Annotated in this window: 25 protein-coding genes and 1 tRNA gene; 18 read left to right on the top strand and 8 right to left on the bottom strand. The window is 60.6% G+C overall.

Annotation, left to right across the window (positions count from 1 at the left end):
- Positions 1-45 precede the first annotated feature (45 nt).
- Together DXY30_RS03470 and DXY30_RS03465 are read left to right on the top strand one after the other, a co-directional pair.
- Positions 46-600, top strand: coding sequence for a cofactor assembly of complex C subunit B (locus DXY30_RS03470; RefSeq protein WP_115093388.1), 555 nt, complete (start codon positions 46-48; stop codon positions 598-600).
- Between the two features lie 3 nt (positions 601-603).
- Complete coding sequence (locus tag DXY30_RS03465) at positions 604-1,455, top strand: N-acetylmuramoyl-L-alanine amidase (protein WP_115093387.1); 852 nt, start codon at positions 604-606, stop codon at positions 1,453-1,455.
- Here the strand turns inward: DXY30_RS03465 and hemF are convergent.
- Positions 1,452-2,540: an oxygen-dependent coproporphyrinogen oxidase gene (gene hemF, locus DXY30_RS03460; protein WP_115093386.1), complete on the bottom strand. Its 1,089-nt coding sequence runs from the start codon at positions 2,538-2,540 to the stop codon at positions 1,452-1,454. The genes DXY30_RS03465 and hemF overlap by 4 nt on opposite strands.
- Positions 2,541-2,655: 115 nt before the next feature.
- On the opposite strand from hemF, the gene DXY30_RS03455 reads away from it, so the two are divergent.
- From DXY30_RS03455 to DXY30_RS03420, 8 genes are all read left to right on the top strand, one after another.
- Positions 2,656-3,732, top strand: coding sequence for an Mrp/NBP35 family ATP-binding protein (locus tag DXY30_RS03455; RefSeq protein WP_115093385.1), 1,077 nt, complete (start codon positions 2,656-2,658; stop codon positions 3,730-3,732).
- A 2-nt stretch (positions 3,733-3,734) separates the two neighbouring features.
- A complete protein-coding gene (gene rodA, locus DXY30_RS03450) occupies positions 3,735-4,973 on the top strand; it encodes a rod shape-determining protein RodA (RefSeq protein WP_115093384.1) in 1,239 nt (412 codons plus the stop codon).
- Positions 4,970-6,319 carry a sensor histidine kinase KdpD gene (locus DXY30_RS03445; RefSeq protein WP_115093383.1) on the top strand — a complete coding sequence of 450 codons (1,350 nt, stop codon included), beginning with the start codon at positions 4,970-4,972 and terminating at the stop codon, positions 6,317-6,319. The genes rodA and DXY30_RS03445 overlap by 4 nt, the downstream gene beginning before the upstream one ends.
- Before the next feature lie 102 nt (positions 6,320-6,421).
- Complete coding sequence (locus DXY30_RS03440) at positions 6,422-6,853, top strand: photosystem I reaction center subunit II PsaD (protein WP_115022846.1); 432 nt, start codon at positions 6,422-6,424, stop codon at positions 6,851-6,853.
- A gap of 60 nt (positions 6,854-6,913) precedes the next feature.
- Positions 6,914-8,431: an anthranilate synthase component I family protein gene (locus tag DXY30_RS03435; protein ID WP_115093382.1), complete on the top strand. Its 1,518-nt coding sequence runs from the start codon at positions 6,914-6,916 to the stop codon at positions 8,429-8,431.
- Positions 8,428-9,573, top strand: coding sequence for a glutamate--cysteine ligase (gene gshA / locus DXY30_RS03430; protein WP_115093381.1), 1,146 nt, complete (start codon positions 8,428-8,430; stop codon positions 9,571-9,573). Before DXY30_RS03435 ends, gshA begins: the two co-directional genes overlap by 4 nt.
- A 32-nt stretch (positions 9,574-9,605) precedes the next feature.
- On the top strand, positions 9,606-12,599 hold the full coding sequence (gene ppc / locus DXY30_RS03425) for a phosphoenolpyruvate carboxylase (RefSeq protein ID WP_115093441.1): 2,994 nt from the start codon (positions 9,606-9,608) through the stop codon (positions 12,597-12,599).
- Positions 12,600-12,605: 6 nt separating this feature from the next.
- Complete coding sequence (locus DXY30_RS03420; protein WP_115022843.1) at positions 12,606-13,061, top strand: N-acetyltransferase; 456 nt, start codon at positions 12,606-12,608, stop codon at positions 13,059-13,061.
- A gap of 17 nt (positions 13,062-13,078) precedes the next feature.
- Here DXY30_RS03420 and DXY30_RS03415 read toward each other — a convergent pair.
- Positions 13,079-13,152: transfer RNA gene (locus DXY30_RS03415), tRNA-Arg, on the bottom strand.
- A gap of 103 nt (positions 13,153-13,255) precedes the next feature.
- Between DXY30_RS03415 and recF the strand changes: the two genes are divergently transcribed.
- Positions 13,256-14,350, top strand: a complete 1,095-nt coding sequence (gene recF / locus DXY30_RS03410; protein WP_244281237.1) for a DNA replication/repair protein RecF — start codon at positions 13,256-13,258, stop codon at positions 14,348-14,350.
- A gap of 31 nt (positions 14,351-14,381) precedes the next feature.
- Positions 14,382-14,849, top strand: a complete 468-nt coding sequence (gene speD / locus DXY30_RS03405; RefSeq protein ID WP_115093379.1) for an adenosylmethionine decarboxylase — start codon at positions 14,382-14,384, stop codon at positions 14,847-14,849.
- A gap of 16 nt (positions 14,850-14,865) precedes the next feature.
- Here speD and larE read toward each other — a convergent pair whose 3' ends face one another.
- The gene (larE, locus tag DXY30_RS03400) at positions 14,866-15,693 is read right to left on the bottom strand and encodes an ATP-dependent sacrificial sulfur transferase LarE (RefSeq protein ID WP_115093378.1); all 828 of its coding nucleotides are present in this window, start codon (positions 15,691-15,693) and stop codon (positions 14,866-14,868) included.
- 53 nt (positions 15,694-15,746) lie between these two features.
- On the opposite strand from larE, the gene DXY30_RS03395 reads away from it, so the two are divergent.
- Positions 15,747-16,895, top strand: coding sequence for a cob(I)yrinic acid a,c-diamide adenosyltransferase (locus DXY30_RS03395; RefSeq protein ID WP_115022838.1), 1,149 nt, complete (start codon positions 15,747-15,749; stop codon positions 16,893-16,895).
- Positions 16,896-16,904: 9 nt separating this feature from the next.
- On the opposite strand, the gene moeB is transcribed toward DXY30_RS03395, so the two are convergent.
- Together moeB and DXY30_RS03385 are read right to left on the bottom strand one after the other, a co-directional pair.
- Complete coding sequence (moeB, locus tag DXY30_RS03390; protein ID WP_115093377.1) at positions 16,905-18,041, bottom strand: molybdopterin-synthase adenylyltransferase MoeB; 1,137 nt, start codon at positions 18,039-18,041, stop codon at positions 16,905-16,907.
- Positions 18,013-18,540, bottom strand: coding sequence for a M67 family metallopeptidase (locus tag DXY30_RS03385; RefSeq protein ID WP_115093440.1), 528 nt, complete (start codon positions 18,538-18,540; stop codon positions 18,013-18,015). Before DXY30_RS03385 ends, moeB begins: the two co-directional genes overlap by 29 nt.
- Before the next feature lie 10 nt (positions 18,541-18,550).
- Between DXY30_RS03385 and DXY30_RS03380 the strand changes: the two genes are divergently transcribed.
- Complete coding sequence (locus DXY30_RS03380) at positions 18,551-18,937, top strand: CAAD domain-containing protein (RefSeq protein ID WP_115093376.1); 387 nt, start codon at positions 18,551-18,553, stop codon at positions 18,935-18,937.
- A gap of 3 nt (positions 18,938-18,940) precedes the next feature.
- On the opposite strand, the gene DXY30_RS03375 is transcribed toward DXY30_RS03380, so the two are convergent.
- Entirely contained in the window at positions 18,941-19,828 is an 888-nt protein-coding gene (locus DXY30_RS03375; RefSeq protein ID WP_115093375.1) for a fructosamine kinase family protein, read from the bottom strand.
- Between the two features lie 50 nt (positions 19,829-19,878).
- On the opposite strand from DXY30_RS03375, the gene crtD reads away from it, so the two are divergent.
- Complete coding sequence (gene crtD, locus DXY30_RS03370) at positions 19,879-21,381, top strand: C-3',4' desaturase CrtD (RefSeq protein WP_115093374.1); 1,503 nt, start codon at positions 19,879-19,881, stop codon at positions 21,379-21,381.
- Here crtD and DXY30_RS03365 read toward each other — a convergent pair.
- Positions 21,365-22,246, bottom strand: coding sequence for a prephenate/arogenate dehydrogenase (locus DXY30_RS03365; RefSeq protein ID WP_115093373.1), 882 nt, complete (start codon positions 22,244-22,246; stop codon positions 21,365-21,367). The two genes, crtD and DXY30_RS03365, sit on opposite strands and share 17 nt — an antisense overlap.
- Before the next feature lie 83 nt (positions 22,247-22,329).
- Between DXY30_RS03365 and DXY30_RS03360 the strand changes: the two genes are divergently transcribed.
- The 3 genes from DXY30_RS03360 to DXY30_RS03350 all read left to right on the top strand — a co-directional run bounded on the left by DXY30_RS03360 (position 22,330) and on the right by DXY30_RS03350 (position 24,474).
- On the top strand, positions 22,330-23,775 hold the full coding sequence (locus DXY30_RS03360) for a helicase (RefSeq protein ID WP_115093372.1): 1,446 nt from the start codon (positions 22,330-22,332) through the stop codon (positions 23,773-23,775).
- Positions 23,776-23,810: 35 nt separating this feature from the next.
- Entirely contained in the window at positions 23,811-24,059 is a 249-nt protein-coding gene (locus tag DXY30_RS03355; RefSeq protein ID WP_115093371.1) for a DUF2839 domain-containing protein, read from the top strand.
- Between the two features lie 70 nt (positions 24,060-24,129).
- On the top strand, positions 24,130-24,474 hold the full coding sequence (locus DXY30_RS03350; protein WP_115093370.1) for a DUF1815 family protein: 345 nt from the start codon (positions 24,130-24,132) through the stop codon (positions 24,472-24,474).
- Between the two features lie 2 nt (positions 24,475-24,476).
- On the opposite strand, the gene recA is transcribed toward DXY30_RS03350, so the two are convergent.
- Positions 24,477-25,598 carry a recombinase RecA gene (gene recA, locus DXY30_RS03345; RefSeq protein WP_115022820.1) on the bottom strand — a complete coding sequence of 374 codons (1,122 nt, stop codon included), beginning with the start codon at positions 25,596-25,598 and terminating at the stop codon, positions 24,477-24,479.
- Between the last annotated feature and the right edge of the window lie 80 nt (positions 25,599-25,678).

Raw genomic sequence — 25,678 nt, 5'->3', positions numbered from 1 at the left:
TCAGCCTGCGCAAGGCTTAAAAAGGTTCATCACGATCGGGACGCCATGCCTGCAGGATTCCAATCCACTCTCCTGCTGACCGTTCTGCTGGCGATTGGTCTGGTGTTCTTCCTGCGGGCAGCAAGCAAAGACCGAACCACTGTTGTGGATGTGATGTCTCCCCAACCGCCCTTGACCGTTCTCGACGGTCTAAGCGCTTGGCTGGAGGCTCGCGGTTGGAGCCGAGATGGCGGAGATGCAGAGCGGCAGGTGCTCCGCTTTAAGGGGAAGGTGGCATCCAGCCAACCCCTGGCCGTCCTGCTGTCCCTACTGGCTGCCATCGGCTCCGCTTGCTTCGCCCTGGTTCTGCGTCAGCTGTCACCACAACTGCACTGGTGGCCCCTGCTGTTGATTGGCTTCGGACCTATGGCTGGAGCTCTTTACACACGGCGGGCGGCACGCACAGAAGCCTTAGAACTGCAGCTGCTGCCTCCTCCAGAGGGAGAAGGCAGCGCCATTCGCTTGCGGGCCCATCGCGATGAATTAATCGCGATCGAACTGGAACTGGCCGAGACCCTTGAACTCGCCAGTGATGGATCCCTGCTCTCCTCCCCCATCTGAACCATGCGTCTGCCGGCCTGGATTCAACGGCGTCGCTTTGCCACAGGCCTTGCCATCACAGGGCTGTCTCTGGTGACGCTCGCCATGACCAAGGCTGCTGAACAGCGCAATTGGCTGAGCGCACCCGGGTTGACAGAGAAACCAGCAAAGCAACTAGCGCCGGCACCGCCAGCGCCAGAACCCTGCCCCGCGCCGGCCACCCCAGACCCATTGCTGGGCCCACGCACGAAGGAATCCGGGAGCTGGGTCGGTAGCAGCCCTGTTCAAACCAACTTGCCGATCGTCGTCATGGCAGGACACGCCGACTCCCAGGGCACCGCCAGTCCCGGAACACCGGGTTATGCCGTGGATCAGCAAAACCGTCCGCCGATGCAACCGGGCATTCGGGATGAGCTGTTCTGGAACCGCGAGGTTCAGGCTGCTGTTGTCAGCCAAGGCAAAGCACGTGGGTTGAACATCCGGTCTTACACCCCTCCCTCAATCACCATCGCGAACGACAACGACCCTGCCACCAACTGGTCGAAAGCCAAAGTGTTTTCCGAACGCGGGGAATATGTACTAGAGATCCATTTCGACGCCTACCGGCCCCATGGCTTCGGCTCAGGCCTGATTCCCGTGCTCGCGAACGTGCGTGCACTCAATGTCGTCGATGAAAGCTTGGCCAAGGCCTTTGGACGATTCCCACGGAATTTTCGAGGAGGCCTTGGAGGTCCAAGGCGCGGCATCGGGATTCTTGAAATCGCCATGCTTGAACCCCCCCTTGAAACGAAGCTCAGGGATACGAGCACAAGGGAGCAAACCGTGAATTGCCTAGCCGAGCGCGTGGTGAACGCGCTCGTTCAGGGCGTCAGTTAGTTGATCGCTCCATGGGGGCGGCAGCGGTCGTCGAGGCTGGAATCCCCAAACCAATCCTGAGGCTTGGTGAACAGCTCAGTCAGCAGGGCCTCCCTTGATCCGGCCTCTGCGGTGTAGCCATACTCCCAGCGCACGAGCGGAGGCAGAGACATCAGGATCGACTCCGTACGCCCATTGGTCTGCAATCCGAAAATCGTGCCGCGATCCCAGACCAGGTTGAATTCCACGTACCTGCCACGGCGATAGAGCTGGAACTCTCTCTCGCGGTCGCCATAAGCCATCGGGTGACGCTTCTCAACGATGGGTGCATAGGAGGGCAAGAAGGCTCTGCCGTTGGCCTGGCCGAGCGAGAACAGCTGCTCCCAGCTCAATGGCCTGGCCCCCAAACGTGCAGACACCTGAGCGGCTGGGCCCGCCGGGTCCTGTCCCTTGTAAAGCGTGCCGTTGGCGTCTTGATAGTCGTAAAAAATGCCGCCGACGCCGCGGGTCTCACCACGGTGCTTCAAAAAGAAGTACTCATCGCACCAGGGCTTGAAGACCTTGTGCAGATCCGGATGAACCGAATCACAGGCCGCCTGATGGGTGCGATGAAAATGGCGTGCATCTTCAAGAAAGGGGTAATAGGGGGTCAGGTCGGCGCCCCCTCCAAACCACCACACCGGGCCAGCTTCGAAGTAGCGGTAATTAAGGTGAACCGTCGGGATGTAGGGGTTGCGCGGATGCAGCACCATCGACGTTCCCGTGGCGAACCAGGGATGACCCTTGGCCTCCGGACGCTGCTTGAGGATGGATGGGGGCAGTTCTTCCCCTTGAACCTCTGAGAAATTCACGCCGCCTTGTTCAAAGACGCGGCCCTCACGCATCACCCGGGAGCGGCCACCACCCCCTTCAGGCCGTACCCAACTTTCCTCTGCAAAGCGGCCTTCACCATCGAGAGCTTCCAGGCCAGAGCAGATCTCGTCTTGAAGCCCCATCACCATTGCCCGAGCCCGATCTCTGGAGTCGCTGGGAGGAAGCTCGAGGGTGGAGTTGCTGACACCCACGTCCTGGCGTCCGAGGACGCGGCGAATCAGGGAGCGGACCATGTGTCAGAGACTGAAGACATCGAAACCTAACCAAGTCACCCCAGGCCTGGACAAGCATCCGTGAGGGACTGTCACGGGCGACGCCCCTAGGATCCGGCTTGCCCTAATGAAACCGATGAACCCGGTTGAGCAGGCCAACCACGCCCTCCAGCAAGTCAAAGATGCCGGCAGTGGCAAATCGGCACTGGAGCTCGGCTGGATCGAACAAATCCGCATTAGCCCGCCGCGGGCCGTGTTTCGCCTCAGCCTTCCCGGCTTCGCCCAAGAGCAGAGAGACCGAATCGTGACCGAGGCACGGGAAACTCTGCTGAGCATCGACGGCATCGACGACGTCCAGATTGAGATCGGCCAACCACCGAGCCAGGGGGGGATTGGCCAAGCAGGCCACGGACAGCCGGCTGAACGGCAGTCGATCCCAGGAGTGCGCCAGGTGATTGCTGTGAGCAGCGGCAAGGGAGGCGTCGGCAAGAGCACCGTGGCCGTCAATCTGGCCTGCGCACTCGCCCAGACCGGCCTGCGGGTTGGGCTCCTGGACGCCGATATCTACGGACCCAACGCACCAACCATGCTGGGTGTGGCTGATCAAACGCCGGAGGTGCAGGGAAGCGGAGATCAGCAGCGGATTGTCCCGATCGAAACCTGCGGAATCGCCATGGTGTCCATGGGTCTGCTGATCGATGATCACCAGCCCGTGATCTGGCGTGGCCCGATGCTGAACGGCATCATTCGTCAGTTTCTCTACCAGGCCGAATGGGGTGAGAGGGACGTTCTTGTCGTCGACCTGCCGCCGGGCACCGGTGATGCGCAGTTGTCCCTGGCCCAGGCAGTTCCGATGGCAGGAGTTGTGATCGTGACCACACCGCAGCAGGTATCACTGCAAGATGCGCGAAGGGGTCTTGCCATGTTCCGGCAGATGGGCATTCCCGTCCTCGGCGTGGTGGAGAACATGAGCGCCTTCATTCCTCCGGATCGTCCCGACTGCCGTTATGCCCTCTTCGGCAGTGGCGGCGGAGCCCAACTCGCCTCCGACTACGACGTTCCTCTTCTGGCCCAAATTCCGATGGAAATGCCTGTTCAGGAAGGTGGAGACACAGGACGGCCGATCGTGATCAATCGCAGCGAATCAGCCAGCGCCGCAGAGTTCAACGGGCTCGCAGATGCAGTGCTGAAGGCCGTCACCCAGCCCGCCTGACGATGTTCAGCCGACGTGACCGCCGCAGACCGCACAGGGAGTGGGTGCTCTGGGGTGTTCCGATCGGAATGATCGCCATCGCCGGGGTGCTGATCGCCAGCACACAACGCCAGGCGGACTACGCCGACTGGTATCACCACTGGATCACCGCGGCCTTTGGGGTGCTGCTGGCGCTGGGACTGGAACGCCTGCCACTTCAGCGGCTCCGACCACTGCTGGTTCCCGTCTATGGCCTGACCGTGATCAGTCTGGTGGCGGTAAGGGTCATTGGAACCACGGCGCTGGGGGCCCAACGCTGGATCAGCATCGGCGGGGTTCATATTCAGCCGTCGGAATTCGCCAAGATCGCCGCGATCCTGCTTGTGGCAGCGGTGTTGTCACGACACCCGGTGGAACGACCAATCGATCTCATGCGTCCGCTGGGCGTGATCGCCGTGCCTTGGCTCCTGGTGTTCATCCAGCCTGATCTGGGCACATCCCTTGTGTTCGGCGCCCTGTTGCTCACGATGCTCTATTGGTCGGGAATGCCAATTGAGTGGGTGATTCTTTTGCTGTCACCGCTGGTGACTGCCCTTCTGTCAGGGCTTCTCCCCTGGGCCATGGGGATCTGGATCCCACTGATGGTCGTTGTCGCCTACCGCTCCCTGCCCTGGAAGCGCCTGGCGGCAACAGCAACCTTGGCCATCCACAGCGCCATGGCTGCAGTGACGCCATGGCTTTGGATGCATGGCCTGAAGGACTACCAACGGGATCGTTTGGTGCTGTTCCTTGACCCCAGCAAGGATCCCCTCGGCGGGGGTTATCACCTCCTTCAGAGCACTGTGGGCATCGGTTCAGGCGGCGTCTTGGGGACGGGCCTTCTTCAAGGGCAACTGACCAAACTGCGGTTCATTCCCGAACAGCACACCGATTTCATCTTCAGCGCTCTAGGCGAGGAGACGGGGTTTGTTGGGTGTCTCCTGGTGGTGCTTGGCTTTGCTGCATTGATGGCGCGGTTGCTTCAAGTCGCGCGAAATGCCCGCTCCGACTTCGAATCGCTCGTGGTGATCGGAATCGGCACGATGCTGATGTTTCAAGTGGTGGTCAACATCTTCATGACCATTGGCCTGGGCCCTGTCACTGGAATCCCCCTGCCCTTCCTGAGCTATGGGCGCTCAGCGATGGTTGTGAATTTCATCGCTCTCGGCCTCTGCCTGTCTGTGGTTCGGCAGAGCCGTCGCTCCTTGGCACAACTCCGTTGACAGGGCCAACCTTTACCGACCTGCGGCAACGACTGGCGCAGGATGTGCCCCAGGGTCGCTGCGATGAGATCGGTGTCCGACGGCTTTGGTGGGCAGCTCTGGAGACCCTGCAACAGGACCTGCTGGAGCGCGGCATTGAGCGTGGGATCTGGCTAGCGGCACCCCTGCCAGCTCTCTACGAACCGGAGTTGCTGAAACATCTGCAGGGATGGGTCTGGGCTCCAGAGCGCCTGGATCAATTGAGTCCTCATCCAACGGCACTACCTGGACGGTCAAGCAGCGATGAACCAGGCACGCTGCAGAGATGCCAACGCTTGTCACTGCGCCGCGATGACGGAGATGATCCCCTGCTGCTAGTGATCACGCCCGAGGTCCAAGTCGCCCTGGCCCTGCACGGCCCCGCCCAGAAACGCCAGTTGCTGATGCGTTCTGACCCGGAAACACTCAGTGATGTTCTGCTGCAGCTAGGGCGTCGGCTGGAGCATCAGTCACCGGCAGAGGCCGATCAGCTCCGCAAAGCACTCGAATCCATCGGCACCCTTCAGGGCGATGGATCCTGGTCAGAACAGTTCTGGCCCCGCCTCACAGAACGGCTCACCGGGACAGCTCCGGGGCTGATGCTGCAACCCATCCAGGCCGAGCGCCCACCAGAAGACCCCAGCCATGGCGATCTGAATTTGCTGGAAGCCATCACCCATGAAGTGAGAACCCCTCTAGCAACGATCAGAACATTGATCCGGTCTCTGCTGCGGCGGAAGGATCTGCCCGACGTCGTCGTGAATCGCTTGCGTCAGATCGATGTTGAATGCAGCGAACAGATCGACCGATTTGGCCTGATCTTCCATGCCGCCGAGCTTCAACGGGAGCCCAACGAAGCCAATTTGGCCCGCACGGATTTACACGCCATTCTCACCGCCCTTGCACCCAGCTGGACAGAGCAACTGGATCGGAGAGGAATCAGCCTTGAGCTGGACCTCACCGCTGACCTGCCGGCCATTCTCAGTGACTCCCGACGGCTGGAACCAATGTTGGGAGGTCTGATCGACCGCTGCACCAGAGGGCTAGCCCCCTGCAGTCAGCTGACACTTCATCTCCAAGCGGCGGGCCCGCGAGTGAAGCTTCAACTCCATGTGGAGCATCCCAACAGAACCTCAGCCACCGAGCCCGGCACAGCTCCCCAACGCGAGGAAGTAGGGACCGTCCTGAGCTGGGATCCCAGCACTGGGAGCCTGCAGTTGAGTCAGGATGCAACCCGCCAAATGATGGCCAGCCTGGGGGGGCGCTATCAGTCCAGACGTGATCGCGACATCACCGTTTTCTTCCCCGTGCACACCCCAGGGAACTGATCAATATGTTGTCGGGTGTGAAGCTTGCTTTCGGAGAGCAAAAGAGCAACCGATGACGGTGCTACTTTCCAGTCGTAACGGCTCTTGTGGATTCCTTCAGCCATGGCAGCAACGGCGTTGAATGGTCAACTTCCTCAGCACATCGCCAGCACTGGCGGACTTCTGAACTCAGCAGAGACTGAAGAGAAATACGCGATCACCTGGACCAGCAAGACAGAACAGGCTTTCGAGCTCCCCACCGGTGGAGCTGCCCTGATGAACTCAGGCGAAAACCTGATGTACTTCGCCCGCAAAGAGCAGTGCCTCGCCCTCGGCACCCAACTGCGCACCAAATTCAAGCCCCGGATCGAGGACTACAAGATCTACCGGATCTACCCCGGTGGTGACACCGAGTTCCTGCATCCCAAGGATGGTGTTTTCCCCGAAAAAGTGAACGAAGGACGTTCCATGGTTGGGCACAACGCCCGTCGCATCGGCGAAAACGTCAACCCTGCCAACATTAAGTTCAGCGGCCGCAACACCTTCGACTCCTGAACGATCAATCTCCAAGCCCGGAGGTCGTGATCTTCGGGTCTTGGCTGCGATGATCAGGAGATGTTTAGTCCCGATCGCGACGCCTTTCATCAGGCGGTTTGCAGTGGTGCCAACCTGATCCCTCTGGCTCAGAGTTGGCCCGCAGATCTTGAAACACCCCTCACCACCTGGATCAAGGTGGGAGAGGGTAGGCCTCCAGGTGTTTTGCTGGAGTCCGTCGAAGGAGGTGAAACTCTCGGTCGCTGGAGTGTGATCGCCTGCGATCCCCTCTGGACAGCATCAGCCAGGAATGACCGTCTGACACGCACCTGGCGCGATGGTCGTAAAGACGAGTTCACGGGCAACCCGTTTGAATCACTCCGCGACTGCTTAGCTCCTTACGCCTGCGTCAACCTGCCGGGGTTGCCCCCTCTGGGACAGCTCTATGGCGTTTGGGGCTACGAACTGATCCAATGGATTGAACCAACCGTTGCGGTGCATCCCCGAGCCGCGGCCGATCCCCCGGACGGGATCTGGATGCTGATGGACGCGCTCCTGATCTTTGATCAGGTGAAACGGCAGATCACGGCCGTCGCCTTCGGCGACTTGTCCGATGGCGCGGATGAGGAACAGGCCTGGCGGACCGCCATCGGACGGATTGACGACCTGCGCCAACGGATGGATGCACCTCTTCCGGCCGTCCAACCGCTGACCTGGGATGCCAGAAGCAAAGAACTTCCCGCAGTGCGCTCCAACCGCAGCCGCGATGAATTCGAAGCCGCCGTCGACACTGCCAAAGAACACATCGCGGCCGGCGATGTCTTTCAACTGGTGATCAGTCAGCGCCTTGAGACCGACGTTCCTCAGTCGCCCCTGGAGCTGTATCGCAGTTTGCGGATGGTGAATCCATCTCCCTACATGGCGTTCTTCGACTTTGGGGACTGGCAACTGATCGGCTCAAGCCCGGAGGTGATGGTTCAAGCCGAGCCTGCAGCAGATGGCATCCATGCCAGCCTGCGGCCCATCGCGGGAACCCGGCCACGGGGAGCCACGCCACTAGAGGATCGAGAGCTGGAAGCTGATCTGCTGGCCGACCCCAAAGAGCGCGCTGAGCACGTGATGCTTGTTGACCTGGGACGCAACGACCTCGGCAGGGTCTGCCAACCCGGAAGCGTGGCGGTGCAAGACCTCATGGTGATCGAGCGCTATTCACACGTCATGCACATCGTCAGCCAAGTCGAAGGACGCCTGGCCCCGACGCACGATGTGTGGGATTTGCTGATGGCGGCCTTTCCCGCCGGCACCGTCAGCGGTGCACCGAAGATCCGTGCCATGCAACTCATCCATACACTCGAGCCCGATGCGCGCGGCCCTTATTCCGGGGTCTATGGATCCGTCGATCTGGCCGGAGCCCTCAACACGGCCATTACGATCCGCACCATGGTCGTGCAACCACGAGACGGCGGTGGATGCCGGGTCAAAGTTCAGGCCGGGGCCGGCATCGTTGCCGATTCACAACCGACGGCTGAATTCGAGGAAACCCTGAACAAAGCAAGGGGAATGCTGACAGCACTGGCTTGCCTGAACCCGCCGGGATGACAGCACAACACCTTCTACTGAAAGGCTTCGAGGTCGAACTGTTCACCGGTCAGCCCAACGGAGCCAACGTCGGCGTCGCCACCGACGTTGCCAGGGAACTGCCTGGCTTCGTAACAGAACCGGACTGTCGCAATCTCGAATACGTCACCGACCCGATCAGGGATTACGCCGAACTCCCCGAGGCACTGCTCGCTCCCCGGCGGACATTGCGGCGGTGGCTGCGCGAGCGGGAGCTCACTCTTCTGCCAGGCAGCACCATGAGTTTGGGAGACAGCAGCCGGTTCGAACGCTCGGACCCCGGCAATGCTTATCACGCTCTCATCGAGCGGCTTTACGGCACCAGGGTCGTGACGGCCAGCATTCACATCAACCTCGGCATCACAGATCTGAACTGGTTGTTTGCAGCGGTCCGGCTTGTGCGCTGCGAAGCCGCTCTCCTGCTGGCCATGAGCGCCAGTTCCCCCTTTCTGGATGGGCGCAGCACAAGCCACCATTCCCAGAGATGGCATCAATTCCCCCTAACGCCGCAATCGGTTCCCTTATTTCGGGATCACGACCACTACATCCAGTGGGTGGAGGAGCAACTGGCCACGGGGGCCATGCGCAACGAACGTCACCTATGGACGTCCGTTCGTCCCAACGGTCCGCGACGCCCGTACGACCTCAACCGACTGGAATTACGCATCTGCGATCTCATCACCAATCCCCATGAGCTGCTGGCGATCACCTGCCTGCTTGAGCTACGGCTGCTGGCCCTCAGACAGGACATGACTCGCCTCGATCCCCTGAGCAGCAGCGTCCTATCCGCGGATGAGCTGGCCCAGCTGGCTGACAGCAATGATGCAGCCGTCGCTCAATCAAGCCTGAACGCTGAACTCAAGCATTGGCGGGATGGCCGTGCGATCACCTGCAAGGACTGGCTTGAGGAGCTGCTTGATGAGCTCGCTCCCCTCGCCGAATCCCTCCAGCTCAGTGCTTATTTGAAGCCGTTGGATGCACTGCTGACCCACGGCAATCAGGCCATGCGCTGGGAAGCGGCTCATGCCCGGGGCCAATCCATCGATGACTTGCTTCAGGAGGGGATCCAGCTGATGCAGCAGGAAGAACAACAGATGACCACCGGGGAACCCTGTTTGGGATGATCATGTCGAGTCCGTCGCAGCGTGGAGACTTCATGCCCGAGTCCACCACCCATGTCTCCGACAACGAGACAGCACGCTTGAACGGTGGTGCATCCGGTGCCGGGCAGCTTCTTCAGCACCGTCTGGATCTGATTGAAGACCTGTGGAAGACGGTGCTGCGCAGTGAGTGCCCACCGGAGCAGAGCGAACGTCTGCTGCGACTCAAACAACTCAGTGACCCTGTCTCCTTAGAGGGACGGGACGGCGACAGCACGAGCGAAGCGATCGTCGAGCTGATCCGAGCCATGGATCTTTCAGAAGCCATCTCAGCGGCCCGCGCCTTTTCGCTCTATTTCCAGCTCATCAACATCCTTGAGCAGCGGATCGAGGAAGACAGCTATCTCGACAGCCTGCGGCCCAATCTCAGTGCTGAGTCGGCTCAACGGGACGCCTTTGATCCCTTTGCTCCCCCCCTCGCCAATCAGACTGATCCAGCCACCTTTGGAGAAGTCTTCGAGCGGCTGCGTCGGATGAACGTCCCCCCCGCACAGGTGGAACACCTGCTGCGGGAGCTGGATATCCGTCTGGTGTTCACCGCCCATCCCACGGAGATCGTTCGGCACACAGTGCGTCACAAGCAGCGGCGTGTGGCCAACTTGCTCCAGCAACTTCAATCAGACAACCCTCTCGCGAATCAGCTGCGCGAGGACTGTCGCGACCAACTGGAAGAGGAAATCCGACTGTGGTGGCGTACCGATGAACTCCACCAGTTCAAACCCACCGTGATCGATGAGGTGGATTCGACCTTGCACTACTTCCAGCAGGTGTTGTTTGACGCGATGCCGAAACTGCGTAAGAGGCTGACCGCTGCTTTGCATCGGCATTATCCCGATGTCCAGGTCCCCCAGGCATCCTTCTGCACATTTGGCTCCTGGGTGGGATCCGATCGGGACGGCAATCCCTCGGTGACACCCGAGATCACCTGGCGAACAGCCTGTTACCAGCGTCAGCTGATGCTGGAGCTGTACATCCACTCCGTCCAGTCGCTACGCCAGCAGCTGAGCATCTCCATGCAGTGGAGTCAGGTGGCGCCATCACTGCTGGAGTCCCTGGAGATGGATCGGCTCCGGTTCCCGGAGATCTACGAGCGCAGAGCAGCTCGATACCGACTGGAGCCCTACCGGCTGAAGCTCTGCTACGTGCTCGAAAAGCTTGAGCGCACGCTTGCCCGCAACAATCAGCTGTCGGAGGCGGGCTGGCAGATGCCCTGTGAAGCCCTGACCGATCCCAAGGACGGACTCGGCGGAGCCGATGTTCTCCACTACACCTCGGTGGATCAGTTCCGCAGTGACCTTGAGTTGGTCCGCAACAGCCTCGTCAGCACCGAATTGAGCTGCGAACAGCTCGACACGCTGCTGCACCAGGTGCACATCTTTGGGTTTTCGCTGGCCAGCCTTGATATCCGTCAGGAGAGCACCCGCCACAGCGATGCGATCGATGAACTCACCCGCAACCTGGAACTGCCCCAGGCCTACGGGGACATGGATGAAACGCAGCGGATGGCATGGCTCCTCCAGGAACTGCAGACCCGCAGGCCCCTAATCCCGCCAGCCACCAGTTGGTCAGCGCCGACATCAGAGACGTTGGCGGTGTTCCGAATGCTGCAGCGCCTCCAGGAAGAATTCGGCCAGCGGATCTGCAACTCCTATGTGATTTCGATGAGCCACACGGCATCGGATCTCTTGGAGGTTCTGCTGCTGGCGAAAGAGGCGGGTCTGGTGGACCCGCCGAACAAACGGGCCTCCCTACTGGTGGTGCCGCTGTTCGAAACCGTGGAGGATCTCCAACGGGCCCCCGCGGTGATGGAGGGATTGTTTAAAACGCCGCTTTACCGCGAACTCCTACCGGTTGCAGGCCAACAGAAACAGCCGCTGCAGGAGCTCATGCTGGGCTACTCAGACAGCAACAAGGATTCCGGCTTTCTCTCCAGCAACTGGGAGATTCACCAGGCTCAAATCGCACTTCAGGAACTCGCCAGCCGCCAGGATGTGGCGCTTCGCCTCTTCCACGGCCGCGGTGGGTCTGTCAGTCGTGGAGGGGGGCCGGCTTACCAGGCGATCCTGGCCCAACCCAGCGGCACGCTGCAGGGCCGGATCAAAATCACCGAACAGGGTGAGGTACTGAATTCCAAGTACAGCCTGCCCGAGTTGGCGCTGTACAACCTGGAGACCGTGACCACGGCCGTGGTTCAGAACAGCCTGGTAACCAACCAGCTGGATGCGACGCCAAGCTGGAATCAGCTGATGAGTCGTCTCGCCACCCGTTCAAGGGAGCATTACCGGGCTTTGGTTCACGACAATCCCGATCTGGTGGCGTTCTTCCAGCAAGTCACTCCGATCGAGGAAATCAGCAAACTGCAGATCTCCAGCAGACCGGCCCGACGCAAAACAGGCGCAAAAGACCTGTCCAGTCTGCGGGCGATCCCCTGGGTCTTCGGTTGGACCCAGAGCCGATTTCTTCTGCCGAGCTGGTTTGGCTTCGGCACAGCTCTGTCGGAAGAAGTGGGCAGCGACTCGGAACAACTTGATCTGCTGCGCCGCCTCCATCAACGCTGGCCGTTCTTCCGGATGCTCATTTCAAAGGTAGAAATGACCCTCTCCAAGGTGGATCTCGACCTGGCTCATCACTACATGAACAGCCTGGGGCACCCCGAACAGCGAGAGGCCTTTGAAGCAATCTTCCAGGTGATCGCCAAGGAATACGAACTCACCCGCAAGCTGGTGCTGGAAATCACGGGACAAAACCGACTCCTCGGAGCTGATCAAGGGCTGCAGTTGTCCGTTGATCTGCGCAATCGCACCATCGTTCCCCTGGGCTTTCTCCAGGTTGCGCTGCTGAAGCGACTGCGTGATCAGAACCGGCAACCGCCCATGAGCGAAACCCCGGGAGCGCCCGAAGACACACGCACCTACAGCCGCAGTGAGCTGCTGCGGGGTGCACTGCTCACCCTCAATGGCATTGCAGCCGGCATGCGCAACACCGGTTGAGCCATTGTGCTGTCATTCCTTCAACAACCCTCGATTCCACCGTTGCCCCAGGGCACGCGACTTGAGACATCGACTCCTCCAACGTCTGAACAGCTCAACACCCTGCTGATGTCCTGTGGGGAATCAACCCACCCTGAAGAACGCTGGGAGCTCGCGCTTCAGCGCAGTCTGTGGCAAATCAGCATCCTGGATGAGTCGAATGGGGAACTGATTGGATTTGTGCGGGCCACGAGTGATCTAGCCCTCAACGCCAATCTTTGGAATTTGGCAGCGAAACCGGGGCCAAACCAAGCGATCCTCTTCGCTGTTCTGGTGCATCGTGCCCTGCAAATCCTGCGTCGGGATCTACCAGGCTGCAGCCTTTCGATCTCAGCACCTGCAGATGCCCTCCAGGCTCTCAAAGAGCAAGGTTTTCTGATTGATCCCAATGGCATCCGAGCCATGGGACTCAGCCTGAGCTGAGACATTGAGATCAAACACGAGCATGGAGGGACTCGAACCCCCGACCCTCAGAACCGGAATCTGATGCTCTATCCAACTGAGCTACATGCCCACTGATCGGCGGTAAGCCGCAGTGATATCGAGCGGCAACCGACCCGATACAGGTACCTTACTCACTGTTCGCCCCTGCACCCATCCGGCTACACAGGCTCCAGCTGCAGGGCTTCCGGAACCACACCGTTCTGCAGCTTGAACTGACGCAGCCGCGCTTGCTGGTGATCGGACCAAACGGAATTGGCAAGTCCAACCTGCTCGAGGCGGTTGAGTTACTGGGCAGCCTGCGCTCCCATCGCTGCAGCAATGATCGGGACCTCATCCAGTGGGACAGACCCCAGGCCCTGATCCGTGCCGACGTGGGGGATGGTGATCGTCTGGAACTGGAACTTCGTCGCCAGGGAGGGCGTCAGGCCAAGCGGAACGGAAAGTTGCTGGATCGGCAGCTGGACCTGATTGGTCCGCTGCGCTGCATCGGCTTCAGCGCCCTGGATCTTGATTTGGTGCGAGGCGAACCCGGCCTGCGCCGGCAGTGGCTTGACCGCGTCGTGCTGCAGCTCGAACCGGTCTATGCCGATCTGATGGCACGGCTCAACCGGTTGTTGCGACAGCGCAGCCAGCTTTGGCGCCAGAGACAGACCCGCAGCGCCGAACGCCATGCGCTGCTCGACGCTTTTGACGTCCAGATGGCGCTGGTCAGCACCAGAATTCACCGGCGGCGTCAACGGGCCCTGCAACGGCTGGAACCCATTGCCCAGCGCTGGCAGGCCCACCTCAGCGGTGGGACAGAAGCTCTGGAATTGCAATACAAACCAGGCAGCCGACTCGACGGAGAAGACGCCGAAGAACCATGGCGACTCGCCATTGAGGAGCAACTGCGCGAGCAGCGGGAAGACGAGGAACGCCTCGGCAACTGCCGCGTGGGCCCACACCGGGATGAAATCGCCCTGCTCCTGGGCGGCAGCCCAGCACGACGGTTTGGATCCGCTGGGCAGCAGCGGTCGCTGGTGCTGGGGCTGAAGCTGGCTGAACTGGAGTTGGTGACCCAGTTGTGCGGAGAGCCACCGCTGCTGCTTCTCGATGATGTGCTCGCCGAACTGGATCCAACCCGACAGCAGCTCTTGCTCGAAGCCGTGGGCGAATCGCATCAATGCCTGGTGAGCGCCACCCACCTCGAAGGCTTTGGCGGCGGGTGGCAGCAGCAGGCCCAAATTCTCGGAGCAAGAGACCTGAGACCAGACCTGGACATCAGATAGTCTGGCGGCCTTGTTTTTCTCTCATCGCCTGATGGAGCAGACCCTCTCTGAACTGCATCCCAACCCGGGATGGGGTGCAACTGAGATTCATGCCACCGACATGGTCGGTAAACACTGCATTCTCGAGCTCTACGACTGCGATCCAAACCGGCTCGACGACGAAGCTTTTATCCGCACAACGATCACCTCAGCAGCCAAAGGCGCTGGTGCAACGCTGTTGAACTTGATCACCCATCAATTCCAGCCCCAGGGGGTCACGGGTCTGGCCCTGCTGGCGGAATCCCACATTTCCATCCACACCTGGCCGGAATCCGGCTACGCAGCCGTTGATGTGTTCACCTGTGGTGACCACACCATGCCGGAGCAGGCCTGCGCGATTCTCTGCACGGAGCTTCAAGCGAAACGCCATGCGCTGAAAAACTTCCTGCGCGAAACGCCTGCAGCTATTGCCAGTGGAGTGAGAGAACCCGTGGAGACACCGACCCAGCTCCCCAGCTGAACAGACCGGCAAGAGTTCAGCGGCGGTTCAACTTGCCGCTGACCAGACCTTCGAGATCCAGGTTGACGGAGGTGAATCCAAGCGAGCGAAAGGCTTGCACCAGAGCATCAGCTTCCGCAAGCGTGAGCACATCGCGGATCTGTTCACTGGGCACCTCAATGCGCGCAGCGAGACCATGGGATCGCACACGGACTGTGCTGAAGCCCCTGGCGATCAACCAGGCTTCCGCCTGGCCAACCCGCTTCAGCCGTTCGGCACTGATGCTTTCGCCGTAGGGGAAGCGAGACGCCAAGCACGGCTGCGCTGGTTTGTCCCACCAGGGGAAACCGAGGGCCCGCGACAGCAGACGGATCGCTGCTTTGTCGATCGACAATTCAGCCAAGGGGGATCGAACCCCAGCCTGTTGGGCGGCCTCGATACCCGGGCGATGATCACCCAGGTCATCGAGATTGACCCCATCAATCACCAACGCATCGCCGGCCACCGCGGCAATGGGCTGGAGATGGTGATGCAATTCCCGCTTGCAGGCAAAGCATCGATCGACGGGGTTACTGCTGTAGTCGGGGTCGCTCAACTCGGCCGTAGGACACTCACGATGCTGAATGCCGATCCAGGCAGCCTGGTCACGCGCCTCCCGCAACAGATGAGGAGCCAGTGCAGGAGATACGCCCGTTACCGCCAAGGCTGAACTGCCCTTGGCTTCATAAGCGATTGCCGCCACCAGGGTGCTGTCGACCCCACCGGAATAGGCCACACAGAGTGCGGACTGCGCATCCATCCATTGCCGCAATTCAGCCAGCTGTTGCTGCTCACGATCGGCCAAAGGCTCCTGCAACCGAAACATCAGCGGGGAAAATCGTTTGATCTCTGTAGGCTCCAACGGTAAGAGCCGCCCCCATGCCTCAAAGCATCGGCATCGTCACCGCAGCGGACAGTCGCGAGCGCAGCCATGGACAGCTGCACATTTATGACGGCGAGGGCAAGGGCAAAAGCCAAGCCGCCCTTGGGGTTGTGCTGCGCACCATCGGACTCGGCATCTGCGAGCAGCGGCAGACCCGTGTGCTTCTGCTGCGCTTTCTCAAGGGTCCCGGCCGTGCCTACGACGAGGATGCGGCCATCGAGGCCTTGCAGCAGGGCTTCCCACACCTGATCGACCACCTACGCACCGGAAGGGCCGACCACTTCACGGCGGAGGAAGCCACCCGCTTCGACCGAGAGGAAGCGCAGCGGGGGTGGGTGATCGCCAAAGGCGCGATCGCTAGTGCCCTCTACTCGGTGGTGGTGCTTGACGAACTCAATCCTGTGCTGGACCTCGGCCTGCTGGATCTTGAGGATGTGGTCCGTACCCTCAGCAACCGGCCGGAGGGGATGGAAATCATCGTCACCGGTCGGGCCGCCCCTGCCCCATTGGTGCGTGAAGCCGACCTCCACTCCGAGATGCGGGCCCATCGCCGTCCGGGCATGAACGACAACCGCGTCGTGCCTCTCAACGTGAGCAGCGGCATCGAGATCTACACCGGGGAAGGCAAAGGCAAATCAACCAGTGCGCTCGGGAAGGGCCTGCAGGCCATCGGTCGGGGCATTAGCCAAGACAAGAGCCATCGGGTTCTGATCCTGCAGTGGCTGAAAGGCGGGAGCGGCTACACCGAAGACGCGGCGATCGCCGCCCTTCGCGAGAGTTATCCCCATCTGGTGGACCACCTCCGCTCCGGCCGTGATGCGATCGTCTGGCGGGGCCAGCAGGAACCGATTGACTACGTGGAAGCCGAGCGGGCCTGGGAGATCGCAAGGGCAGCCATCTCCAGTGGCCTCTACAAGACCGTGATCCTCGATGAATTGAACCCCACAGTGGACTTAGAGCTGCTGCCGGTCGAACCGATCCTGCAGACACTGCTCCGAAAACCGGCGGAAACCGAAGTGATCATTACCGGTCGCTGCAAAAACCCTCCCGCCTATTTCGATCTAGCGAGCATCCATTCAGAGATGGTGTGCCACAAGCACTACGCCGAACAGGGTGTCGATCTCAAGCGAGGGGTGGATTACTAAGCCTGGAGTTCAGTAGCGGGGAACCGCAGGATCCACCTGCTGCGACCAGGCATCAATCCCACCGGTCACATTCGTGGCCGAGATGCCCTGCTGCCCCAACAGCTCAACGGCACGCGCAGAGCGCCCCCCGAGTTTGCAGTGCACCAAAAGGCGCCGACCCTCCGAAAGGGAGCGGATTTGATCGATCGCCTCTCCACTCTCCAGCGAGGCCAAGGGAACCAAGTGGCTTCCTTCAATCGAAGCCACCTCTGCCTCAGCAGGATTACGCACATCGACAAGCGCAATCTCGCCTGGAGCGGAGTCGAGCAGGGCCTTCAGCTCCATGACATTGATGGATTCCATCTCCGATGTCGCCGGACGGCAGAACTCGCGATAGTCAACCAGGCTTTCAATCTTCGGGCGATCGGGATCAACGCGGAGGGTGAGTTCCCGAAATCGCATCGCCAGGGCATCCACCACCAGCAGCCGACCATCCAGACAGGAACCAATCCCCGTAATCAGCTTGATCGCTTCCGTGGCCTGAAGCAGACCGATCAGCCCCGGCATCACGCCCATCACCCCAGCCTCTGAACAAGACGGAACAGACTCAGGCGGCGGAGGTTCTGGCAGCAAATCGCGGTAGTTAGGGCTCATCGGTGTGCGGTTGAACACGCTGACCTGGCCGTCAAAGCGCTGCACGGATCCATAAACAAGTGGCTTGCCAAGCAACACGCAGGCGTCGTTGATCAGATAGCGACTGGGGAAGTTATCCGTGCCGTCACACACCAGGTCATAGGCACCGATGAGATCCAAGGCGTTATCCAGATCAAGCATGTGTTCGTGCACATCGACCTGGCAGTGGGGATTGAGGTCATGGATCCGTGCCGCAGCCGAGCGTGCCTTGGAGCAGCCCACCCCACTTGAGCTGTGGATCACCTGTCGCTGGAGGTTCGAGAGCTCCACCACATCACCATCAACGATTCCGATGCGGCCGACGCCTGCCGCAGCCAGATAAAGCAGCAGAGGAGATCCCAGCCCCCCGCTGCCAACACACAGCACAGAAGCAGATTTCAGCCGGAGCTGGCCTGCCGGGCCAACCTCGGGAAGGATCAGATGGCGGGCATAGCGACCCCGCTCATCAGCACTCAGCATCGATCGGTCCTGCATGGTTGTGAGTGTCCCAAAGCTGGATGGGAATTTCATCCACGGTGCGGTCGCCATGCAGCCACCAGGCACGCAACCCAACCGAAGCCGAAAGAATCAGCATCAGACTTTCACTCTCTCCGCAAAGCCGATCGTGATGTGATGGCACTGCGGGGGAAGCCGGATGGGAGTGAGCCACGCCAAGACAACGTTGATGGCGTGCACGAGCCCAACGCTGCGCTGCAAGCTGTTCTCTCGGGTCCACCAGAAATCTGCGGCGGCGGTCGATGACGGGCTGCTGCTCTGATCCTCCTCGCCCCCAGACATTGCAACAGGGCCAGGCCGTTTGAAGTCTCAAGAGCTCTGGGGAGACCCGTTCGCCAAGCAGCAATGCACAACCCTCCTCGGGGTGAGGTGCCAGGAGCGTGCAGCACAGATCCGTGTGGCATCGGTAATCAATTTGCAGCACGGATGGCGTATACCGCGTCTCACCGATACCCTCAGCTGAAATAGCGAATGACATGGTCGTTTCCATGAGTGACGCCCCCACTGAAGTCAAGGATGCCGACGCAACCGTGACGACACCCATCAACGCTCCTGCTCAGGACGACACAACCTCCTTTGCTGAGCGCTACAGCGACGTTCTGGGCAAGGTGAATGACACCCTTGACCAGGTCGACTGGAGTCAGATGGGACGCATCGGCAAGATCGTTGGCATCTTTGCCGCCGTGATCATTGCCCAGATTCTGATCAAGGGCATCCTCGACACGATCAATCTGCTGCCGATCGTTCCAGGCCTGCTGGAACTGCTCGGCGTGGTCGTGGTCGGCCAGTGGAGTTGGCAGAACCTGACCACCAGCGACAAGCGCAACGCCCTCGTTCAGCGTGTTCAAACTCTCCGACAGGAGTACCTGGGCTGATTCTCAAAGCCGCCGAGCCAGATCTCTAAGACTGGCTCGGCATCGGTTGATGTAACCGCCCCCAAACAAATTGGCGTGGTTGAGCAGGTGGTACAGGTTGTAGATCTCCACCCGACCGTCAGCGCCTGGAACCTCAGGAAGCACTTTCCGATAAGCAGATCGGAAATCTTCCCCGAAGCCCCCGAACAGTTGGGTCATGGCCAGATCGACTTCCCGATCAGCCCACCAACTGGCGGGATCAAAAATGCTTCCCCGACCATCCGCGAGGCTGGCGGCATTCCCACCCCATAGATCGCCATGCACCAACGCAGGACGCGGCTGATGCTCATTCAGGTGCTCTGCAAGGCGATACAACAACGGGTCCAAGTCGATTGAAGCTTGATTCAACCCATCAAGGGCCTCGAGTTGGGGGCGCAGCCTCAACTCCACAAATGCAGATCCCCAATCGCCCCGCCAACCACCTGGCTGGGGACCAGCACCGATGAAGCCATCACGGTGCCAGCCGAAACGTCCTGGGCTGGATGCCATGGACGACTGGTGCAACAGTGCCAACCCCCGGCCGAGGGCTGCTTGGTCGCTGCCACGACAATCCAACCAAGGCAATAGCAGCACCGCACCATGGGGCAGTTCTGCCAGAGCCAAGGGCTGCGGGACAACCAAAAACGTGTTGTCTGAATGGGCATGCAAGGCCTCAAGGGCCTCCACCTCCACCTCAAAGAGGGGCAGCGCGCTTAAGCCGCCGCTTTTGGCAAACAACACCTGGCCATTACTGAGACGCAGTTTCCAGGCCTGATGAATGCAACCGCCACCCACGGGCGAGACATCAGCGATGTCAGCCCCCGCCAACGGGCCACCCTCCGCTGTGAGTTCGAGGCGCAGTTCGCTGTTCATCCTCATCAGGCCCCCTCTCTTGCCAGCATGGCTCGATTCTTCAGAGCGTCGTGAGCGATTCCAGCGTGATCGTGGTGGGCGGTGGCATCGCAGGCTTAACCGCAGCGGCACTGCTGGCCCGCGATGGCGTCAAGGTCACGCTGTTGGAAGCGCACCACCAAACAGGGGGATGTGCCGGAACATTCCGTCGCCGTGAATGGGTGTTCGATGTTGGGGCGACCCAGGTCGCCGGTCTGGAGCCGGGGGGCAGTCATGCACGACTGCTGAAGCATCTGAACGTGCCTCTTCCCGCAGCGGAGATTTTGAACCCGGGTTGTGTGGTGGACCTGGGCGATGGCTCCCCTCCCATTCCCCTTTGGCATGACCCGGAAGCGTGGGCCGCTGAACGGGAGCATCAGTTTCCTGGCAGCAAACCTTTCTGGAGCCTTTGCCATCAGTTGCATTCGAGCAACTGGCAGTTCGCCAACCAAGATCCCGTGGTGACTCCGCGTTCCCTCTGGGATCTCGGCACCATGCTGCGGGCCCTGCGTCCCGCGACGCTGGCATCAGGGCTGTTCACAGGTCTCACCATCGCCGATCTGTTGCAGCTTTGTGGGTGCGGCCAAGATCAACGGCTCCGACGCTTTCTCGACCTCCAGCTGAAGCTGTACTCCCAGGAGCCGGCCAATCGCACCGCCGCTCTCTACGGCGCCACAGTCCTACAGATGGCTCAAGCGCCACTGGGGCTCTGGCATCTGGAGGGATCAATGCAGGTGCTGAGCGACCAGCTGGTGGCCGCCATTAAGCGCGACGGCGGCAACGTGCTTCTGAAGCATCGGGTTACCAAGCTGCAGCCCTGCTCATCCGGTTGGCAAGTGCATGTCACCACGGCCGGAGACGAGCACAAACAACTCAACAGTCGCGATGTGGTCTGCAGCCTTCCCCCCCAGTGCCTGCTGAAACTGATCGATCTGAATCAGCTGCCCAAGGGATATCGAAGGCGACTAGAAAACCTGCATGAACCAAGTGGTGCGCTGGTTCTCTACGGAGCGGTATCTCGTAATGCCCTGCCCGATCCCTGCCCAGGCCATCTCCAGCGCGGCTGCGCATCCCCGGGATCCCTATTTGTCTCTGTCAGCCGCGACGGCGACGGGCGCGCACCCCGGGGACAGGCCACCTTGATCGCCAGCGTGTTCACTCCAACGGGTGACTGGTGCCGCTTGCCGGAGCCGGACTATCAGCAGCGAAAGCAAGAAATGCTGACCCTGATCCAAGCAGAACTGAACAGCTGGCTAAACCTTCGGGAGGATGCCTGGTTGCACGCTGAGCTGGCAACGCCACGGGGCTTCGCCGGCTGGACGGGTCGTCCCAATGGAATGGTTGGGGGACTCGGGCAGCATCCCAGCCGGTTTGGCCCCTTTGGCCTGGCAGGACGAACGCCCATGCCAGGTTTTTGGCTCTGCGGCGACAGCCTTCACCCAGGCGAGGGCACAGCGGGGGTCAGCCTGTCTGCCCTCAATGCCTGCCGTCAGCTCATGGCGGAACGGGGACAGCCCCTCAGCTTTCGGAGCTGACCCCACCAGGTGCCCTCAAAAAATCTGGGCGCAGGGTTTGCGTTCGGAGCAATTCCAACTCCAATTGAGACCAGTTTTGCTGGAGAACGGCATCTTCGAGCTGCTCGAGGCTCCAGCGGTACGCCGCCAATCCGCGCAACACCGCATCTCGATTGGTGGAGGCCATCGCCACCCCCAACTGCGGATTCCCTCCACCCACGCGACTGGTATCGGCAAAGCCGCTGGAGGCCAGCACCATCGCCAGCTGCCGGATTTCCGGATCCCGCTCATCGCCCACCGCACGCAGCAGTGCGGCACTGACCAGCACCGGCATATGCGAAATCAAAGCAACGGCTTGGTCGTGTTGAGAGGCGTTGGACGTCAGCCAATGTCCACCCACGCTGAGGGCAAGATCACGAACTTGGTCCAGGGCGATGGGGTCCGTTTGAGCATCCGGAGTTGCAATCCAAGGGCGGCCTCGGAACAGATTCAGCACACCGGCATCGACGCCCGCCTGGGCCGTACCCGCCATGGGGTGACTCGCCACAAAGCGTGGATGCCGTTGGCGCCAAGCCTCCAAAACGGGCTGTTTAACCGAACCGACATCGGTCACCACCGCTGATGCAGGCAGGGCGGCCACCAACTCATCAGGTGGGTTCAGCAATAAGGGAATCGGCAAGGCCAGGATCACCACATCACAATCCGCGAGGCAGCGCGGATCCGTCGACACCGTTCCCACCAGCCTCCGGGCCATGGCACGATCCGCCGTGATCTGACGATGCACGAGACCCTGCACCGTCCAACCTTGCGCCTGGAGATCGAGACCGAGGGATCCCCCAATCAATCCAAGGCCAACGATCCCCACCCTTCCCGGTTGCACCGCCATCACTCCTGCAGGGTCGTGAAGCCATGTTGATGGATGGATTGCCATGAACCAATCACAGGGGGAGCCCTGCTTAGGGTTTGACGATGTTGGAAGCCCAGGCCCACCATCAGATCAAAACCCTGCTCCGCCAGGAGGAATCGGATTGGCCCCACCACCTGACCCTGAGCCGGTTGGTGGCCAGAAGCCTGAGGCGTCGCGATACAACGCTCGTCCAACTCCCCCCCAGCAGCAGCGAACGTTGGTGGCTCGGTCTTCTTGTACCGCTTTGTCTGGCTCCCGAAGCTGGGGCTCTTGTCTTGACGGCTCCCCAGCGTCGGCGCCTGCTCCAGTTGGAATTGCCCCGTTTACGGAACCAGGGCCTACGCCTTCCCTGTTGGCAAGGGACAACCCCACCTGAGGGGCCACAGCTCTGGTTGATGGATGTTGCAGAGCTGATTCAGGCCCATCGGGATGGGCACTTGGGCACGCGACAACTGCTGATCCCGGAGATGGATCAGTTGAGCCGTCGAATGCGCAACGCCCTCACGTTTGAGATCACCCCCCATCACTGGGACGAGCTTCGCCAGGCCTGCCCACAGGCTGAAGCCGGGTTGATGGAGCTGCATGACCGGATGAGCCGACAGCTGTTCGCTGGAGCCACGCGACCAGGGGGCGCGGTGCGACTCGAGGGCTCAGCAGGGCAAGCGCTGCGTGACCTCCTCCAGCTGATGCCATCGAGCCCTGAGCCCTGGGACAAGCTCCGAAAGATCAACCCGGCGGACTGGACGGAGTGGGCTGAACTCGATCACCGGTTGCTCCAATGGCGCTGGCAGCTGGCCCCCTTGGAACCCCTTCAACTTCTGCGGGGGGTTCTGCATGATCACCCCTGCCTGATGTTCAGCAGCAATGGAGATAACGCAAGGCTGGATCTGGAATTTGAGCAGGCGGGGGTGGTCCCCGACGTCCGCGCAACACTGCGTGAACGGGAGCTCAATGAACCCCTCCCTCTCTATGCCCCCCGCCGCCAGCCGCTGCCGAACACACGGATCTATTCCCAACATCTCCTTGAGGAGAGCAGACGGCTCATCCTTGGTCAGGCGGGAATGACCATCCTGCTGATCAATGACGACCAACTACGGCGCCAGCTCACCAGCTCCCTGGCTGCCGAATTCGGACGGCGTGTAGACCATGAATCGACTGCACCCGAAAGCAATGGTGTGGTGACCTGCAGCTGGGACTGGTGGCTTGAGCATCAGGAGCATCTCCCCTCCCCAGCGCAGCTGATTATCGGCATGCTTCCCCTCGCCAGCCTGGACAATCCACTCACCTCAGCAAGGGTGGAACGCTTGAAACAACAGGGCGAAGACTGGTTCCGCACCCTGCTTTTGCCGGAAGCATTGAGCTTGATCCCAGCAGCCATTGCACCACTGCGACGCAGCGGTGGACGCCTAGCCATCCTTGATGGTCGTCTCCGAGGGCGCAGTTGGGGTGATCAGGTGCTGCATCGGCTTGAGCCCTGGATTCCACTGCAGCGACTGCTGCCGGACTGAACAACGCCTAACCTCCGTTCAACGCGCAGAAGTGCATGGGAGAAGCACGCCGCCGAGCTGCACAGGGCCTGCCCCCTCGTCAGTCCAAGGCCAACACAAAAGCACCGGATACATCGCCGCGAGTGGTGTCCTGGCTTCCTCTGACGCGCAATCAGACACAGCAGTTCATGGCGGTGACCACACGCGGCGCCTGGATCGGAATCGGCGCCATGGTGGTCCTATGGATCACGGTGCGATTCATCGGACCCGCCGCAGGCTGGTGGACGCTCTCGGATACCCCCTGATCGGCCAGCCGGACCAAACACGCGAAAACGAAAGAAAACTTTTAGGATTAGTCTCATTGGAGACTCAATCATGTTTCCGCGTTTAGCCGAGCATTACAGATCTGTCGTCGAAGACTTGGTGATGAGCCTGCAGGCCCTTGCCGACAGCCTCGAAAGTGCCGGTGTCACAGCCACCTGCTACTCCTGCGGCGACGGCCGCGATGGCCATGGCGCCTCGTTTGTGGCTGACATCGGCGATGGCCACATCGTGCGCTTTCTTGTCTCCGATTTCGGCATCAGCTGGGTGGAATCCCGCAATGGCCGAGAACTCGTGAAACTGGAGGGGGCTGAAGCCATCCAGGAACTACAGCGAATGGCTGAACTGGCTCAGCAGGGCCAGGTCTGCGGCAAGCAGTCACTGACCCAACCCGGCTGAGATCAAGCAGCCGCTTCCGGGGCCTTACCCGGAGTCGACTTATCGACAGTCGCCTTCGCAGCAGCCGCCAGGGGCCGCATGGAATTCGACTTCACTTCCGAACCTTCCGTCAGCTTTTGACGCACGAGCGTCTCAATCGTGGCCGTAGATTCCGGGTTCTCCTCCATCCAGGTGATGGTGTTGTCGCGACCCTGCCCGATGTTGTCTCCCTCGTAGCTGTACCAAGCGCCCTTGCGCACAACCACGCCTGTCTCTTCGGCGAGATCAAGCAAACAGCCCAGGGTGCTGATGCCGCGGCCAAAAAGAATGTCGAATTCAGCAATGCGGAAGGGTGGCGCCACCTTGTTTTTCGCCACTTTCACTTTGGCCCTGATCCCGAATTCCTCCGTCCCCTTCTTGAGCGTCTGAATCCGACGGATGTCGAGGCGAACCGAGGCATAGAACTTGAGCGCATTGCCTCCAGTGGTCGTCTCTGGATTGCCGTAGGTCACACCAATCTTGAGACGCAGCTGGTTGAGGAAGATGACGGTGCAACCCGACTTGCCGATGTTGCCGGTGATCTTGCGCATGGCCTGACTCATCAGACGCGCCTGACTGCCAACCGCCAGGTCTCCCATTTCTCCCTCGATCTCGGCGCGGGGCGTGAGAGCGGCCACCGAGTCGATAACGACAAGATCAACCGCCGCCGATCGCACCAGTTGATCGACGATCTCCAGAGCCATCTCACCGGTATCGGGCTGAGAGACCAGAAGGTTCTCAACATCCACACCCAACGAAGCGGCATAAACGGGGTCCAGAGCATGCTCCGCATCCACGAAGGCCGCCACACCACCACGCTTCTGCACTTCAGCAATCGCATGCAGGGTGAGAGTGGTTTTACCAGAACTTTCTGGGCCGTAAATCTCCACCACCCGGCCCTTCGGGTAACCACCACCCAGGGCAAGATCGAGGGTCAGCGCACCGGTGGAGATCGTCTCCACCCTCATGCGGGAGGCATCGCCGAGCCGCATGATCGACCCTTTACCGAAGTTGCGCTCGATCTGACCTAGGACCAGATTTAGCGCCTTGTCTTTCTCACCGGAGGAGCGGGGGTCGGAAGCACTGGATTTCATATCTGCAGGCATGGAAGAGACCTGAAACTAAGGAACGAGAGATCCAATGCCACAGAAGCGACGAATCGTCTCAGGTAGTACAAGCGTACCGT

Source organism: Synechococcus sp. UW106 (assembly GCF_900474015.1).
In the GTDB taxonomy this organism is placed as follows: Bacteria; Cyanobacteriota; Cyanobacteriia; order PCC-6307; family Cyanobiaceae; genus Parasynechococcus.
Note: the sequence above shows the minus strand (reverse complement) of the source record. Positions and strands in the feature narration are given on the sequence as shown.

Coding starts and splice junctions, on each gene's coding strand:
- DXY30_RS03455 (WP_115093385.1), top strand. CDS start 2,656: ATGAACCCGGTTGAGCAGGCCAACCACGCCCTCCAGCAAGTCAAAGAT.
- DXY30_RS03375 (WP_115093375.1), bottom strand. CDS start 19,828: ATGAACAGCGAACTGCGCCTCGAACTCACAGCGGAGGGTGGCCCGTTG.
- DXY30_RS03350 (WP_115093370.1), top strand. CDS start 24,130: ATGTTTCCGCGTTTAGCCGAGCATTACAGATCTGTCGTCGAAGACTTG.
- DXY30_RS03385 (WP_115093440.1), bottom strand. CDS start 18,540: ATGTCATTCGCTATTTCAGCTGAGGGTATCGGTGAGACGCGGTATACG.
- DXY30_RS03360 (WP_115093372.1), top strand. CDS start 22,330: ATGTTGGAAGCCCAGGCCCACCATCAGATCAAAACCCTGCTCCGCCAG.
- DXY30_RS03440 (WP_115022846.1), top strand. CDS start 6,422: ATGGCAGCAACGGCGTTGAATGGTCAACTTCCTCAGCACATCGCCAGC.
- gshA (WP_115093381.1), top strand. CDS start 8,428: ATGACAGCACAACACCTTCTACTGAAAGGCTTCGAGGTCGAACTGTTC.
- ppc (WP_115093441.1), top strand. CDS start 9,606: ATGCCCGAGTCCACCACCCATGTCTCCGACAACGAGACAGCACGCTTG.
- DXY30_RS03470 (WP_115093388.1), top strand. CDS start 46: ATGCCTGCAGGATTCCAATCCACTCTCCTGCTGACCGTTCTGCTGGCG.
- DXY30_RS03395 (WP_115022838.1), top strand. CDS start 15,747: ATGCCTCAAAGCATCGGCATCGTCACCGCAGCGGACAGTCGCGAGCGC.
- hemF (WP_115093386.1), bottom strand. CDS start 2,540: ATGGTCCGCTCCCTGATTCGCCGCGTCCTCGGACGCCAGGACGTGGGT.
- DXY30_RS03465 (WP_115093387.1), top strand. CDS start 604: ATGCGTCTGCCGGCCTGGATTCAACGGCGTCGCTTTGCCACAGGCCTT.
- DXY30_RS03380 (WP_115093376.1), top strand. CDS start 18,551: ATGAGTGACGCCCCCACTGAAGTCAAGGATGCCGACGCAACCGTGACG.
- speD (WP_115093379.1), top strand. CDS start 14,382: ATGGAGCAGACCCTCTCTGAACTGCATCCCAACCCGGGATGGGGTGCA.
- rodA (WP_115093384.1), top strand. CDS start 3,735: ATGTTCAGCCGACGTGACCGCCGCAGACCGCACAGGGAGTGGGTGCTC.
- DXY30_RS03435 (WP_115093382.1), top strand. CDS start 6,914: ATGTTTAGTCCCGATCGCGACGCCTTTCATCAGGCGGTTTGCAGTGGT.
- DXY30_RS03365 (WP_115093373.1), bottom strand. CDS start 22,246: ATGGCGGTGCAACCGGGAAGGGTGGGGATCGTTGGCCTTGGATTGATT.
- DXY30_RS03355 (WP_115093371.1), top strand. CDS start 23,811: ATGGGAGAAGCACGCCGCCGAGCTGCACAGGGCCTGCCCCCTCGTCAG.
- larE (WP_115093378.1), bottom strand. CDS start 15,693: ATGTTTCGGTTGCAGGAGCCTTTGGCCGATCGTGAGCAGCAACAGCTG.
- recA (WP_115022820.1), bottom strand. CDS start 25,598: ATGCCTGCAGATATGAAATCCAGTGCTTCCGACCCCCGCTCCTCCGGT.
- moeB (WP_115093377.1), bottom strand. CDS start 18,041: ATGCAGGACCGATCGATGCTGAGTGCTGATGAGCGGGGTCGCTATGCC.